Annotated in this window: 12 protein-coding genes; 4 read left to right on the top strand and 8 right to left on the bottom strand. The window is 72.2% G+C overall.

Translation table 11 applies throughout. The features are described from left to right. Positions 1-2 precede the first annotated feature (2 nt). The 5 genes from OG811_RS03330 to OG811_RS03310 form a co-directional block, all read right to left on the bottom strand. Entirely contained in the window at positions 3-896 is an 894-nt protein-coding gene (locus OG811_RS03330) for an ABC transporter permease (RefSeq protein WP_406072032.1), read from the bottom strand. Continuing rightward, on the bottom strand, positions 893-2,200 hold the full coding sequence (locus OG811_RS03325; RefSeq protein ID WP_406072030.1) for a glycine betaine/L-proline ABC transporter ATP-binding protein: 1,308 nt from the start codon (positions 2,198-2,200) through the stop codon (positions 893-895). Before OG811_RS03325 ends, OG811_RS03330 begins: the two co-directional genes overlap by 4 nt. A 541-nt stretch (positions 2,201-2,741) precedes the next feature. Then, positions 2,742-3,596, bottom strand: a complete 855-nt coding sequence (locus tag OG811_RS03320; protein ID WP_406072028.1) for an alpha/beta hydrolase — start codon at positions 3,594-3,596, stop codon at positions 2,742-2,744. Positions 3,597-3,802: 206 nt separating this feature from the next. Continuing rightward, a complete protein-coding gene (locus OG811_RS03315) occupies positions 3,803-4,711 on the bottom strand; it encodes a L,D-transpeptidase (protein ID WP_406072026.1) in 909 nt (302 codons plus the stop codon). A 74-nt stretch (positions 4,712-4,785) separates the two neighbouring features. Next, positions 4,786-6,231, bottom strand: coding sequence for an alpha-amylase family protein (locus tag OG811_RS03310; RefSeq protein WP_406072024.1), 1,446 nt, complete (start codon positions 6,229-6,231; stop codon positions 4,786-4,788). Positions 6,232-6,503: 272 nt separating this feature from the next. Between OG811_RS03310 and OG811_RS03305 the strand changes: the two genes are divergently transcribed. From OG811_RS03305 to OG811_RS03290, 4 genes are read left to right on the top strand one after another with little or no spacing between them, the layout of a single operon-like run. After that, on the top strand, positions 6,504-8,132 hold the full coding sequence (locus OG811_RS03305; protein WP_406072022.1) for a hypothetical protein: 1,629 nt from the start codon (positions 6,504-6,506) through the stop codon (positions 8,130-8,132). Next, complete coding sequence (locus tag OG811_RS03300) at positions 8,132-9,595, top strand: NADH-ubiquinone oxidoreductase-F iron-sulfur binding region domain-containing protein (protein WP_406072020.1); 1,464 nt, start codon at positions 8,132-8,134, stop codon at positions 9,593-9,595. Before OG811_RS03305 ends, OG811_RS03300 begins: the two co-directional genes overlap by 1 nt. 52 nt (positions 9,596-9,647) lie before the next feature. Beyond that, entirely contained in the window at positions 9,648-10,277 is a 630-nt protein-coding gene (locus tag OG811_RS03295; protein ID WP_406072019.1) for a redoxin family protein, read from the top strand. Next, a complete protein-coding gene (locus tag OG811_RS03290; protein WP_406072017.1) occupies positions 10,274-11,209 on the top strand; it encodes a cytochrome c biogenesis CcdA family protein in 936 nt (311 codons plus the stop codon). The genes OG811_RS03295 and OG811_RS03290 overlap by 4 nt, the downstream gene beginning before the upstream one ends. Here the strand turns inward: OG811_RS03290 and serS are convergent. From serS to OG811_RS03275, 3 genes are all read right to left on the bottom strand, one after another. Next, on the bottom strand, positions 11,206-12,495 hold the full coding sequence (gene serS, locus OG811_RS03285; RefSeq protein ID WP_406075480.1) for a serine--tRNA ligase: 1,290 nt from the start codon (positions 12,493-12,495) through the stop codon (positions 11,206-11,208). The two genes, OG811_RS03290 and serS, sit on opposite strands and share 4 nt — an antisense overlap. 93 nt (positions 12,496-12,588) lie before the next feature. Beyond that, positions 12,589-13,671 carry a MerR family transcriptional regulator gene (locus OG811_RS03280; protein ID WP_406072015.1) on the bottom strand — a complete coding sequence of 361 codons (1,083 nt, stop codon included), beginning with the start codon at positions 13,669-13,671 and terminating at the stop codon, positions 12,589-12,591. Between the two features lie 25 nt (positions 13,672-13,696). Continuing rightward, on the bottom strand, positions 13,697-14,878 hold the full coding sequence (locus OG811_RS03275; protein WP_406072013.1) for a saccharopine dehydrogenase family protein: 1,182 nt from the start codon (positions 14,876-14,878) through the stop codon (positions 13,697-13,699). Positions 14,879-14,881 lie beyond the last annotated feature (3 nt).

Here is a 14,881-nt window from a genome sequence, read left to right as displayed (position 1 = left end):
GGTCAGGCGGCCTGCCGCGCGAGGCGCTGCGCCCGCGCGGAGGGGAACCGGTCGCCCGCGGAGTCGGTGAGCCGGTCGAGCACCACGGCGAGAACCACGACGGCGATCCCGCCCTCGAAGCCGCTGCCGACCTCGCCCTGGGCAAGCGCGAACGTGATCACGTCGCCGAGGCCGCCGGCGCCGACCATGCCGGCGATGACCACCATGGACAGGGCCAGCATGATGACCTGGTTGACCCCGGTCATGATCGTCGGCAGGGCCAGCGGCAGCTTGGTCCGGAGCAGCACCATCCACGGCGGCGCGCCGAACGACTCGGCGGCCTGGACGATCTCCCTGTCGACCTGGCGCAGGCCGAGCTCGGTCAGGCGTACGCCGGGCGGCATGCTGAACACCAGCGTGGCCAGCACGCCGGGCACGGTGCCGATGCCGAAGAAGAAGATCGCCGGGATCAGGTAGACGAACGCCGGCATGGTCTGCATGAGGTCCAGCACCGGCCGGGCCAGGGCGGACGCCCGCCGGTTCTCGGCGACGAGGATGCCCACCGGGATCGCCAGCAGCAGGGCGAGCACGCTGGCCACGAGCACCTGCGCGAGGGTGGTCATGGTCTCCTCCCAGTACGGCATCCCGGCCACCAGGCCGAGGCCGACCGCACTGCCGAGACCGAACTTCCAGCCGCGCAGCCACCAGCCGAGCCCGGCCAGGACGAGGATGACCGCCACCGCCGGTACGCCGTTGAGCAGGTTGTCCAGCGGCTGGACCAGGGCGTCGACCACGGCCGCGATCGCGTCGAAGAGCGGGCCGAGGGCACCCTTGGCCCAGTCCACGGCGGACTCCACCCAGGTGCCGAGCGGCACCCGGGGCAGCCCGGCGTCGAGTGGCGACGAGGCGCCAGTCATGCCGACTCTCCCTTCGTGCTGACCAGCTCGACGTCAGCCGGCGCCGGCTGATCAGCCGGCTCCTCCGTCGCGGACACCTCGTCCGTCGCGGACACCTCGTTCGTCGCGGACACCTCGTCCGGGGTGGCGCTGGCCAGGGCGCTGAGCAGGGTGATCCGGGGGATCACCCCGACCAGCCGGCCCCGGTCGTCCAGGACGGCCAGCGGGTGCTGGCTCTCCGCGCAGTCGGCGAACAGGTCGGCCACCGCCGTGTCGGCGGTGACCGTGCGGACCCGCTCGGTCGAGACGTACCCGTCGAGGCTCGGCCGGCCCTCGCGCAGCGCTCGCAGCACCTCGTCCTCGGTGACCGTGCCGAGGAACTGCTTCATCGGCCCGGTCACGTAGACCACCGAGGTCTGGCTCTCGCGCAGGGCGCGGGCGGCCACCCGGGGGCCGGCGTTGACGTCCAACACGTGATGCGGCTTCTCCATCACCGACGAGGCGGTCAGGATCCGGGTCCGGTCGACGTCGGCGACGAACTGCGCCACGTAGTCGTTGGCAGGGTCGGTGAGGATCTCCTCGGCGGTGCCGATCTGGACGATCCGGCCGTCCCGCATCACCGCGATCCGGTCGCCGAGCCGCATGGCCTCGTTCAGGTCGTGGGTGATGAAGATGATGGTCTTGCCCAGCTCGCCCTGAAGTTCCAGGAGCTGGTCCTGGATCTCCCGGCGGATGAGTGGGTCCAGCGCCGAGAAGGCCTCGTCCATCAGCACGATGTCGGTGTCGGCCGCGAGGGCGCGGGCCAGCCCGACCCGCTGTCGCATGCCGCCGGAGAGCTCGTGGGGGAGCTTGTCCGACCACTCCTCCAGGCCCACCATGCGCAGGGCGTCGAGGGCACGCGCGCGCCGCTCGGCCTTGGGCAGGCCGGCGACCTCGAGGGCGTACCCGGCGTTATCCAGCACGGTCCGGTGTGGCATGAGCGCGAAGTGCTGGAAGACCATGCTGATCTTGTCCCGCCGCAGCTTGCGCAGCGCGGCGGGCTTGAGCGTGGTGAGTTCCACCCCGTCGACCTGCACGCTGCCCCGGGTGGGGCGCACCAGGCCGTTGAGCATCCGGATGAGGGTGGACTTGCCGGAGCCGGAGAGGCCCATCACGACGAAGACCTCGCCGGAGCGTACCTCGAAGTTCGCGTCGATCACGGCGGCCGTGGCCGGCAGGCCCGCCATTGCCTCGGCTCGCGAGGCGCCGCTGGCGAGGCGCCTCATCGCCTCGTCGGCTCGGTTGCCGAATATCTTGTAGAGCGACTTCACCGTGAGTGCGGGCACGGTCCCCTCTCCGATGACAACCGCTGGCGGATCGCGCCATCGGTGGCAATCTTCGTGTCTCGTCCGTGGATATCGGTCATTTTCAGCTGGCCACAGGGGCCAGGCCGAAAACCTACCGACGTCAACAGGGAAAAGCCAGTCAGGGCTGCGGGGACTGTGGATATGCCCACAAGACGGCGCGCTTCGCAGGGGCCAAATCCGGTCGTCCGTACGGACTGCGGACGTGCCTGTACCCAGGTGACGATCCGCTGGTTCGACCTCTTCTGGGGCTTTTGTTCGCTCCGACGCGGGTGCCGGCGGCGCTCGTGTCCGCTGCCGCCGTTCGTCCCGAATTTGATGACAGTGATAGGGGACTGTCATGTGTTTGTGAATGTACTGTCATCTGACTGTCAAATTACGGCCGCTCTTCCGGCCCGTCGGTGGCGCGGTTCCGCAATCGTTCCCGGACGTCGCCCTGCAGCACATCGCTGAAGTGTTCTCAACACGATTCGGTGAGGTATCGGTATTCGAGGGGCGGTGCTGTGGCGCGGGGGCCAGCGGGTCAGCGGCGGGGGCTTTCGCTGGCGATGGTCGCCGCGCGGGGCAGTGCCGCAGCCCGCAGCGCCCAGTCCAGCGCGTAGTCGGCGATCTCCTCCCAGCCGTGCTGCCCGACGGTGAAGTGCGACCGTCCCGGGAACTCCTTGTACGCGGTGAGCGCCCGGGACTTCTGGTAGAGCCCGGCGTTGGAGCGGACCACCGTCGGCGGCACCACGTGGTCGAGTTCGCCGGCCATCAGCAGCAGCGGCGCACGGTCGTCGCGCCCGACGTCGACGCGGGCGGGTGAGCGCGGGTCCAGGTTGGCGAACGAGCCCTCGAAGAGCACCCGTCCGGCGCCCGGAACGGCGTAGCGCTGCCAGGCCCGGTCGGAGTCGGCCCGGCTCATCGTGTTGCCGAAGGCGTAGTGGAATTCATCCGGGGTGAACGGGACAGCCCTGTGCCGGTTGGCGGGGCTGCGCAGGATCGAGAAGGCGGAGCGTAGCTGGCTCAGCGGCAGCTTGAGCACTCCCTTCACCGCCGCGGGGTGCACCCCCACCGCCGCCGCGCCGAGGCCCCGGTCGACCAGGATCTGGGTGATCAGCCCACCGAAGGAGTGCCCCATGATGATCGGCGGGCTGGACAGCGCCCGGATGAGTCCGTCATAGTGCTCGACGATCCCGGCGATGCTCTGCTCGGCGATCGGGGTGGGGTCGTCGCGCAACCGCTCGACCTCCCGCTCCATTCCGGGCCAAGCGGGCGTGAGCACCCGCAGGCCCCGGGCGCCGTACCGCTGCGCCCACCCCTCCCAGCTGCGCGAGGTCATCCAGAGCCCGTGGATCAGCACGACCGTGTCGATCCGGCCCGGTGGCGTGGCATCCATCGCGTCCCCCCGTGTCGCGGCGTCTGGCCCGGCGGTTACCCACTGCCGTGCGCGGAAATCCTCCGCTGTCGCCCGGCGGCGGACATGCCGGTGAGCGTGATGACTCAGCGGCATAGTTATGCCTCTGAGTCATCACGCTCGTCGCGGCGCCCGCTCGCGCGGACGTCACGCTCCGTATCGTCCCGGCCGTGCTGCCGGGACGGCCCTCAGGCGGTGGGCGGCGGGGTGGGCAGTTGGTCGACCACCAGCACGCTGCTGCCGGGGCGGACCTCGGCGAGCAGTTCCCGCTGACCGGTGCGGGTCAGCCGGATACAGCCGTTGGTGGTGTTCTCGCCCAGCTCATCGTCGTTGTGCCAGGTGTGCACCCCGATGTGTGCATCGCGCAGCCCGGCCGGCACCGACTCCGGGTCGTCGGGGATCGACCCGAGGGCATAGATGTCCACCCCGCCGTAGACCGTCTCCGGCGGTGGGGTGCGGCCCAGGATGAAGGTCCGCCCGAGCGGAGTGTCCTGCCCCGACTGGCCGAGGCTGACCTCCCAGGAGCGCACCGCCTTGCCGGCCCGGTACCAGGTGAGCCGGTGGACCTTGCGTTCCACCACGATCTGGTCGCGCAGTGGCACGGTGTCGAATCCACCGGGGGGCAACCAGGCGAGCCGCCGGTTGGCCGAGGGCAGCAGGACGGCCGTCCAGCCGACGCGCCGGTCGGCGATCGGCATGGTCAGCTCGACACCGCGGATCGTCGGTTCGAAAAAGGCTCGCGGACGACCACCGGGTGCGTCGTACGCCGCGATCCGCCTGGTCGGGTGTGCGCCCTCGGTCAGCGCCGTGGTGTCCATGGTGGCCGGATCGGCGGGGAACCCTCCGGGCGCGGGCTCGTAGTCCACCACCGGCAGCCCGGCGGGGGCGGGCGCGGCCGAGGGGACCGGCTCCTCGGGGTTCTGCTCGACACTGCTCGGGGTCGGGTCGGTCGCCACGACCCGGTCGTCGGGGGCCGTCGAGTTCGGGGTGAGGGCCTGGCCGACCAGCAGCGCGGTCACCAGCAGCGCGGATACGGCGAGGGCGGCGGCCACCCAGATGCCGCGGCGGCGGTACGGAGACTTTCGGTCAAACGACACCAAACCACTCTATGGTGGCGGATCGTTCGGGGCCCCCGGTTCGGTGATACCGCCGACCGGAGGCCCCGACCGATTCAGACCCGTGCGCCGATGTGGATGGCCACGGCGTCGTGTGCCGGCACGTTGGCCGCGAACCAGCCGCTACCGTCCACCGTGATCACCGGCCCGCTGCACGTGCCGCCCGCGTACGTGCCGTGGATGACGTCGCAGTACCGACCGGCGGGCAGCCCCGTGTAGTAGGAGCGGCCGTTCACCGCGGCATCCTCGTCGTTGACGGTGATGAAGCCCTTGCCGCTGCGGCTGAACGCGATGTGGTTGTTGCCGTTGTCGTACCAGTTGGCGACGCTGGCGCCCTCGGTGGCGTTGCGGAAGCCGACCATGTTGGCGATCACCGGCCAGCGGTGTTCGCACTCCCAGCCGGAGTAGCAGGTGGTGTTGAGCGTCTTGTTGGCGCCGTCCGACGGTGGGCCGGCGTCCCGGTTGCTGAAGGTGTAGCTGGACATGACGGTCGGGGAGCCGTACGGCCAGGCCAGCATGAAGGCGTTCGCCAGCGCGTAGATGCCCCGATCCCGGTAGGTCAGCACCCCGCCGGAGTCGCGCTGGGTGTCGTGGTTGTCGACGAAAACCGAGGCTGGGCCGGTGGCCAGGTGCCCCCAGCCCTCACCGAAGTTGCGCAGGTACGCCAACCGCTCGGAGCGGAACACCCGGGCCAGGTCCTTGCCGTAGCGGAACTCGTGCACGTCGCCGTTGCCGGTGTACTCGGTCGGCTGGACCGGCTCGCCGGCGCCGTAGATGACCTCCTGCACGATGTACGCGGAGCGGGACAGCTTGCCCCTGATCGCGGCGATGTCGGCGGCCGGCATGTGCTTGCTGGCGTCCATCCGGAAGCCGTCGACGCCGAGCGAGAGCAGGTCGTTGAGGTATGCGGCGATCTTCGTACGGACGTAGTCCGACTCGGTCTTCAGGTCCGAGAGGTTGACCAGCTCGCAGTTCTGCACCTCGTACCGGTCGTTGTAGTTGGCGATGTCGTCGCCGCCGTTGCGCCCGCAGTGGTGGAAGTCCTGGGTCTGGTAGATGCTCGGGTAGTCGTAGTGCGAGTAGGACGAGCCGGCCCAGCCGGTGCCGCCGTTGTCCTGACCGGACATGTGGTTGATCACCGCGTCGACGATCACCTTGACCCCGGCCGCGTGGCAGGTGTTCACCATCGACTGGAACTGGGCCCGGGTGCCCTTGCGGGACTCGATCCGATAGCTGACCGGCTGGTACGCCAGCCACCACTGGTTGCCCCGCACGTGCTCCTGCGGGGGCGAGACCTGCACGTAGCCGTAACCCTTCGGGCCGAGGGTGCTCTGGCACTCGCTGGCCACCGAGGGCCAGTTCCACTCGAAGAGTTGGACGATGACCTTCTTGCCGCCGGCCGGGGCGGCGACGGCCGGGGGTGCCGTCACGGTGGTGGGGACGAGCAGGCTGACGACCAGGCCGAGGGCGAGGAGCGCCGAGCCGCGTCGACGTCGGTGCATGGGGACTCCTGACGGGAGCGGGGGTGGTGGTGCGGTGGGGGAGTGCCGGGTTGCCGGAATCTTGCAACCGAGGCTGAAATTTGCTGAAAGGTTACAAGCGTGTTGCAGGGACTGTCAATGCATGGACATTCGTCACTGTCCGGACCGGCGAGCGGGAGTGGATACAACGCACGCTTGCGCCCCTCGGTTCGATTTCGGCCCAGAAATTTCCTCCGGCGGGTGATCCGCGCGCCCCGCCGGTCCGTACTGGATGGGGGAGCAGGGGTCGGCCGGTGGTACGCCGCCGCGAGACGATCGAGGAGCAGATGGCCCGGGCACAGCAGGACAAGAAGGCGGCGACCGTCCGGACCAGCGCCAGCAGTCGGGGGGTGCGCACCCCGTCCCGGTCGGCGAGCGCCCTGCTGATCGCGTCGGTGCTCGCCGCGCTCTGGGCGGCGATCATGCTGACCGGCGTCGGCCAGACGGCGTACGCGTACGGCTTCTTCTTCACCGAGTTCTTCGCCGGGGTGGTCTCCCTGGTGGCGTTGAGCCTCACCGTGATGCTCGGCCTGCTCGCCACCGACCGGCTGGTGCTGCGCATCTCGCACCGGGTGCTGATGCAGTCGGCGCACCGGGCCACCGGCGTGCTGGGCGTGGCCGGGCTCGGCTTCCACGTCCTCACCAAGATCGCCACGGGGCGGGCGGCGGCGACCGACGCGCTGGTGCCGTTCGTCGGCGGCCGAGGGCTCTACGTCGGGCTCGGCACGGTGGCCGCCCTGCTGACGGTCAGCGTGATCTGGACCGGCATCATCCGGGCCCGCTTCGCTGGCGTCGGTCCGAAGTGGCTGTGGCGCACACTGCACTCCACCGCGTACCTGGCCTGGCCGTTCGCCGTGCTGCACGGCCTCAACGCCGGCCGGGCCGCGAGCTCCTGGGTGGTGCTCAGCTACCTCGGCTGCATCCTGCTGGTGGTGCTGGCCCTGCTGGTCCGGTTCTCGGTCACCATCGGTCGGCGCAGCCGCGAGCAGCACCAGGCCGCGGTGCGCAACGCGGCGCTGGCCGGGCGGGCCAGCGAGACGAACAGTGGGCGATCGCTGCTGGCCGGGCTGAGCCGACGCAAGAACGCCGACGCGGACAAGCGTCCCGCCTGGGCGGAGACCACCACCGCCACATGGGCCGCGCCGGCCGGGCGGCGTGACCCCGAACGGTTCACCGTCCCGGTGGTGCCCGAGCCCGGTTCCCTCGTCGAGCCGACCCGTCCGAGCCGACGTCGACGGGAGGAGGAGCCGGCGGCCCGCCGCGACACCGAACGGTCCCCGCGCAGCCGGCGTGCCGAGGAGCCCACGACCAGCCGATCGGCCCGCCGCAGCGTGGCTGAGACCGGCACCCGTCGACGCGACGAGGAGGAGCGGGAGCCGCGGCGGCGCGGCTCCCGCCCCCGGGACGAGGCTGTTCCGTCCGGGCGGCGAGGCGCCGAGGAGCCGGTCGCCGAACGGTCCGGCCGCCGGTCCCGCAGCGAGGACGACGGCAGCCGCTACTCGGCGCTGCCGCAGCCGACGGTCCAGCCCGAGGAGCCGTGGGACAGCCCGCGCCGGTGGCAGGCCGCGGAACCGATCTCGGCCGGCCCGGTCTCCGCCGAGCCGATCTCCAGCAGCCCGATCTCCGCGACGCCGCGCAGTGGCAGCGGCCGGCACAGCGTCGAGGACGACCTGCCGGAGGAGCCGGACTACTGGCGCCCGCCGGCCCGGTACGTGCTGGACGAGGTGCCACCGCCCGTCGACGACACCCCGACCCTGGTCGACCTGGCGTCTCGCCGTGCCAAGCGGGCCGCCGGCGAGGGCCGGTCCGCCAAGCGCCGCAAGGCCAGCGCGGACGCGGTGGACGGGGCGTACTGGGCTGGGCTGCGGGGTGAGGCGAAGTGATGCGGACCGCCGTGCCGCCGGTCGCCTGCGTGGGCGAGCCTCGGCTCACCGCCGGTTTCGCCGAGTACGGCCGGCTCGACCTGGCCGCGCACGAGGAGGTGCACGGCCCGATCGGCCCGATGGAGCCGGCGCAACTGCTCCGGCTCGCCGAGGGCATGCAGCTCAAGGGCAAGGGCGGGGCGGGTTTCCCGTTCGCCCGCAAACTGCGCGCCGTGCTGGAGTCCTGCGAACGGCAGGACCTCGCCGCCGTGGTGGTGGTCAACGCCACCGAGGGCGAGCCGGCCAGCTGGAAGGACAAGGTGCTGCTCACCCGCGCCCCGCACCTGATCCTGGACGGGGCCGCGCTGGCCGCGTACGCGCTGGACGCCGACGAGATCGTGATCGGCGTGGCGGACGACGGGGTCGGCCGGGACTCGCTGATGGAGGCACTTGAGGAACGCCGGATGCCGGTGCAGACCACCATCGTCACTGTGCCGCACCGGTTCATCTCCGGCGAGGGCGGCGCACTGGTCAACGGGATCAACGGGCTGCCGCACATCCCGCCGGGCACCAAGAAGCGCTCCAGCGACTCCGGGGTCAGCGGCCTGCCCACCCTGCTCTCCAACGCCGAGACGTACGCCCAACTCGCCGTCGGCGCCCGACTGGGCCCGTACGAGTACGCGGCGCTCGGCACCGACGACGAGCCGGGCACCGTGCTGCTCACCGTGACCGGCGCGGCGGGCCGACCGGCCGTGGTGGAGTGCACCGCCGGCATGCCGCTGCGCGACGTCCTCGACCTGTGCGAGGTGCCGGACGTCCAGGGCATCCTGATGGGCGGCTACCACGGCAAGTGGATCACCCCGGAGGCGGCGGAGAAGGCCGAGGTGTCCCGCAAGGGCCTGGCCGCGGTCGGCGGCACCCTCGGCGCGGGCATCATCGTCCCGCTCGGTGTCGACACCTGCCCGCTCGGTGAGGCCGCCCAGGTGGTGCGCTACCTGGCCGGCGAGTCCGCCGGCCAGTGCGGACCGTGCAAGATGGGCCTACCGGACCTGGCCCGCGCGGTGGACCTGGCCGTGGCCGGCAGCCAACCGGCCGAGGTGGTGCGGGCCGCCGCTGGCGAGGTGAAGGGCCGGGGTGCGTGCAGCCACCCGGACGGCACCGCCCGGTTCGCCCTCTCCGCGATCGAGGTCTTCGCCGACGACCTGCGGCTGCACAGCACCGGCGATGGCTGTGGCCGACGGGTCAAAGGCGTGATGGGGCTGCCGGGCGCACCCGATGCGAACCCGCAGAAGCTCACCCTCGACTGGTCGCGCTGTGACGGGCACGGCCTCTGCGCGCACGTCGTACCGGACTTCATCCGGCTCGACGCGAACGGATATCCCGCCTTCCCGGCCACCCCCGTGCCGACCTGGTTGCGGGAGGGCGCGCTGAAGGCGGTCAAGGTGTGCCCGGAGCTGGCTCTCCGACTCGCCAAGGCCGAGTAGCGAAGCCTCACGTCCAGCAAGGGTCCCTTCCGGACCGGAAACGGAGAAGCGGATGCGGATCGGCATGGTGTGGACAGGGGCCGGGCAACTGCGCCGTGCCGCCACCGCCGGGGCGCTCGTCGTGGCCCTGTTCGGGACTGCTGCCTGTACCGGCACCGCGCCGGGTGGGCCCACCGCCGCCGGATCGGCCCCGGCCTCGACCGGTGCCCCGCCCACGCCGAGCGGTGCGCCGACCGACGCGGCGACCGGCGGACCACCCGCCGCCCCAGCCCAGGTCCCGGACGTGCTGCGCTTCACCGGGACCACCCTCGGCGGGGCCGCGTTCGACGCGGCGCAGTTCGCCGGCCGGCCCGTGGTGCTGTGGTTCTGGGCGCCGTGGTGCGCCACCTGCGCCAGTCAGGCGTGGACGGTGGCCGAGATCGCGCCCCAGTATCGGGACACCGTGCCGATCGTCGGCGTCGCCGGGCTGGGCGAGCGGAAGGCCATGAAGGAGTTCGTCGCCGAGTTCGACCTCGGCGGCACGCCGCAGATCGAGGACAGCAAGGGCGCGCTCTGGAAGCGGTTCAAGGTGACCGAACAGAGCATCTTCGTGATCATCGATCGGGGCGGCAAGGTGGTCCACCAGGGCTTCCTGGACGGCGAGGCGCTCACCGCCCGGGTCGCCGCCCTGGCCGGGGCGTGACCGCCGCCCTGCTGCTCGCGCTGACCGCCGGCATGCTCGGCGCGGTCAACCCGTGCGGCTTCGCGTTGCTGCCCGCGTACCTCTCGCTGTTGGTCGCCGGGGCGTCCGACGTCCGCGGCGCGGTCGGCCGCGCGCTCACCGCGGCGGCCGGGCTGACCCTGGGGTACGTGGTGGTCTTCGGCGCGTTCGGCCTGGCGCTCGCGCCGCTGGCCGGCTGGCTGCGGCCCCGGCTGCCGTGGCTGACCGTGGCGCTCGGCGTGCTGCTGGTGGTGGCCGGCTGCTGGCTGCTCGCCGGCCGGCGGCTGCCCGCCCCCGGCTGGTCCGCCCGGGCGCCCCGGCTCACGCGTTCCTGGCCGTCGATGGCGCTGTTCGGCGCGGCGTACGCGCTGGCGTCGCTCGGTTGCGCCATCGCACCGTTCCTGGCCATCGTGGTGACCAGCCTCCAGGCCGGCTCGACCGGTCAGGGGTTGGCGCTGTTCGGCGCGTACGCCCTCGGGATGGGTCTGGTGGTCGCGGTCGCCGCGCTCGGCGTGGCGCTGCTGCGCGACGGGCTGGTGGCCCGGCTGCGCGTCGCCGGCGCGCTGGTGCCCCGCCTCAGTGGCCTGGTGTTGCTGCTCGCCGGCGGTTACGTCGCCTGGTACGGCTGGTACGAGCTACGGCTCGCAGCAGGCCGCCGCGACGCCCTGAGCGACCCGGTCATCCAGGCGGCGTCCCGGCTGCAACACACCCTCGCCGACACCCTCGACGCGATCGGCCCCACGCCGCTGCTGGCCGCCCTGGCAACCCTCCTACTAGCAGCACCCCTAACCCGCCCCCGCCCCCGCCCCCGCCCCCGCCCCCGCGATCTTGCAGTCGCTGTCCCGGTAAAAGCCGCGGAGCACTCCATATCGGAGACCGAAACTGCAAGATCGGCGAGAGGTGTGGGGGGTTAGCGCGGGGTGGGGGTCAGGCGGTCGGTGCCTAGACGGTCTTGGAGGACCTTGGGGATCAGGACACTGCCGTCTGACTGCTGGTATTGCTCCAGGATGGCCGGGAAGAGCCGGCTGGTGGCCAGCGCCGAGCCGTTGAGGGTGTGCACGAAGCGCGTCTGCTTGCCGCCCGGCTCGCGGTAGCGGATGGCCGCCCGACGGGCCTGGTAGTCGCCGGCCCAGGAGACCGACGACACCTCCTTGTACTTGCCGGTGCTCGGCATCCACACCTCGATGTCGAGGGTCTTCTTCATCGAGGCGCTGGCGTCACCGGCCGAGAGCAGGGTGCGCTGGTAGTGCAGGCCCAGCCCTTCGACCAGGCTCTCGGCGTGGGCGAGCATCTCGTCCAGTGCCGCGTCGGCCTGCTCCGGCAGAGTGAACTGGAAGATCTCCACCTTGTTGAACTGGTGCCCCCGCACCGTGCCGCGCTCGTCCGAGTGCGACCCGGCCGACTCCCGCCGGTAGCACGGGGTGTACGCGAAAGCCTTCAGCGGCAGCTTCGGGGTCTCCAGGATCTCGTCCTGGTACGCGCCGAGGATCGCCGTCTCCGACGTGGGAAGCAGGAACTGCCCGCGCGGGGCGGACTCCCGGTCCAGGTGGTAGACGTCGTCGTAGAACTTGGGGAACTGACCGGCGGCGAAGCCGGCCGAGTCGAGCAGCAGGTGTGGCGGGAGCAAAAACTCGTACCCGGCCTTGATGTGCTGGTCGATGAAGTAGTTGAGCAGCGCCCACTCGAGCCGGGCACCGACGCCCGTGTAGATCCAGAAACCGGACCCACCGAGCTTGACCCCGCGCTCGTAGTCGACCAGGCCCAGCGCGCGGCTCAGCTCCACGTGATCGCGGACCTTCTCAATCACCGGAGGCTCGCCGAAGGTCTTCACCACCCGGTTGGCTTCCTTGCCGCCGGCCACGACGTCGTCGGCAGGCAGGTTGGGCAGCTCACTCATCGCCGTGCGCAGCCGCGCCTGCACCTCGTCCGACTGGGACTCCAGCTCGGCGAGCTGCTTACGCTCGGCCTCCGGTGCGGCGACCTGCGGCTCCTCGCCGGCGCGCTTCGCCTGCGCGTACGCCCGAGCCTCCGCCTTGCGGCGCTGCCGCTCGGCGTCGATCTCCGTAATCAGGGTGCGGCGTTCCTGGTCGAGCCGCTGGATCTCGTCCAGGGCCCGGGTGACCTCGGCGGGATCCAGACGCTTCGCCAGCGCGGTCGCCACCGCCTCGCGATCTTTCCGGATCAACTCCATGTCGAGCATGCTGCTCCGTACGCCTCCGTCCGGGGTCAGGTGGACCATCAGATGCTACCGTCGCGGCCTTGTTGGCCCGGGACGGGGAGCGGCGGCCCCGGTTCAGAGCCGGATCGGCATCAGCACGGAGTAGGTGTCGGCGTCGTCCGTGCGGCGTACGGCCAGCGGGGCGATCGGCCCGTCCAGCTCCAGCACCAGCTGAGGCGCGCCGGCCGCGTTCAGCGCGTCCAGCAGGTAGCCGCCGTCCACCCCGACCCGCAGCGCGTCGGTGGTCAGGTCGGCGGCGGGGAGCAGGCACAGGCCGCCCTGGTCGTCGAGGCCGAGCACGGTGACCGCCAGCGGCTTGCCGCCGTGGTCGCGGGACACCGTGGGGGCCGCCGGGTCGGCCAGCGCGGCGCTCAGCGCGGCCACGTCCACCGGGATCCGGCGAGCTGTCGGCCGGTCACCGACGGCCTCGCGCAGCAGCCGGCGGTAGTCCGGGAAGTCGGACGGCAGGGCGGTGCCGGTCAGCGTCCGGCCGGCCACCAGCACCCGCAGGTCCGCGCCCGCGACGGTCAGCCGCACCGGCCGGGTGTCGGCGGCGTCGAGCAGTGTCCGGAGCTGGTCGATGAGGGCCACGGGAACGAACACCCGCACCGGCGGACCGTCGACGTCCGCCCCGGCCCGAGCCAGCGCGAGTCGGTGCCGGTCGGTGGCGACGAGCCGGACGCCGTCCGGTTCCACGTCCAGCAGCACACCGGAGAGCATCGGCAGCTCCGGGTCGGCGCCGACGGCGAAGCGCACCGCGTCGAGCGCGGCGGCCAGGCCGGCGGGGGAGAGCAGCAGCGTGGTGGTGGCGGGCTGGGCCGGGTCCACCAGGGCCCGGAGCCGGGCGACCTCGCGGCGGGCGTCGGTGAGCCCGTCGGCCAGCCGGCGCAGGTGCGTGTCGAGCAGCAGGTGCACCGCGGCCGGCTCGGCGCGTACCGCAGCGGCGATCTCCGGCACCGGCATGCCGATCCGGCGCAGCCCGGCCACCAACCGGGCCGGGGTGATCTGCTCCTCGGTGTACCAGCGGTAACCGGTCACCGGGTCGACCAGGGCGGGCTCCAGCACCCCCGCCGAGTCGTAGAAGCGCAGTGCGCTGACGGTCAGGCCGCTGGCCCGGGCCAGCTCGCCGATGCTGTGCAGGTCACTCACGTCGGGCATCCTGCCCCCTCGACCCGGTCGAGGGTCAAGCCGAGTGCTCCAGCACCCGGAAGGTGAGGCCGGCCCGGACGAGCCGGTCGAGCAGCGCGTCACCCATCGCGGCGACCGGCGTGAGCTGGCCGGCGGTCGGCGGCAGATCGTCGAGCGCCAGGCAGAGCGCCGACTCGGCGAGCATCTTCGCCGTCTCGTCGTAGCCGGGGTCGCCTCCGGCGACCTCGGTGACCACCCGCCGCCCGCCGCCGGTGCCGACGAACCGGACCCGGAACCAGGACGCCGCCCGCTGCTGCGCGGTGGGCCCCTGCCCGGAGGCGAGCCGGCCGAGCAGCCAGCGTCGGCTCGGCGGCAGCTTCACCAGCCCGATCAGCACGCCGAGCCCGGCCGCGCCGGCCAGCACGGTGGACAGCCGCTTCACCGCGGCGAAGTGCCGGTAGCGGAAGTCCGGGCCGTACTCCGGACGGGCCGCCGCCGAGCGGCGGACCACCTGCGGGTCGATGGTCGGCAGCGGCACGGCCCAGCTGCCCAGCTCGGCCGAGTGGGCCAGCCGGCCGGGCACCGCCCGGACCCGCCGGTCGGTGGGGCGCGGCTCGACCGCCCGGCGGTCCCGGGCGGCCTGGCTGGCCTGCCCGGTCCGGGAGAACGCGGTGAGCGCGGAATGGTAGGTGCCGGCGGAGAACCGGCCACCGGCGCGCACATAACCGTCCACGGTGATCGGAACGTCGGCGGGCAGCTGCTTGACGGTGAACCAGGCGCCCAGGTCGTGCGGGATGGCGTCGAACCCGCAGGCGTGCACCAACCGAGCGCCGGTGCGGGTCGCCTCGGCGTGGTGGCGCACGTACATCAGGTCGACGAACTCCGACTCGCCGGTGATGTCCAGGTAGTCGGTGCCGGCCCGGGCGCAGGCCGCGACCAGTGGTTCCCCGTGGTGGACGTACGGCCCGACCGTGCTGGCCACCACCCGGGCGCTGTCCGCCACCGCGCGCAGCGACCCGGGGTCGGTCACGTCGGCGGTGAGCAGCGGCAGATCGGCCAACGTCGGGTCGATCGCGGCGAGCCGACCCCGTACGGCGGCGAGGCGGTCCGGGTTGCGCCCGGCCAGCGCCCAGCGCAGCCCGGCTGGCGCGTGTCGGGCCAGGTATTCAGCGGTCAGACCGCCGGTGAACCCGGTCGCCCCGAACAGCACCACGTCGTACGTTCGTTCCACGGCCATCCC

The organism is Micromonospora sp. NBC_01638 (assembly GCF_045209745.1).
Classification (GTDB): domain Bacteria; phylum Actinomycetota; class Actinomycetes; order Mycobacteriales; family Micromonosporaceae; genus Micromonospora.
The sequence above is the reverse complement of the archived record's forward strand: the minus strand, read 5'-3'. Positions and strand labels throughout refer to the sequence as shown.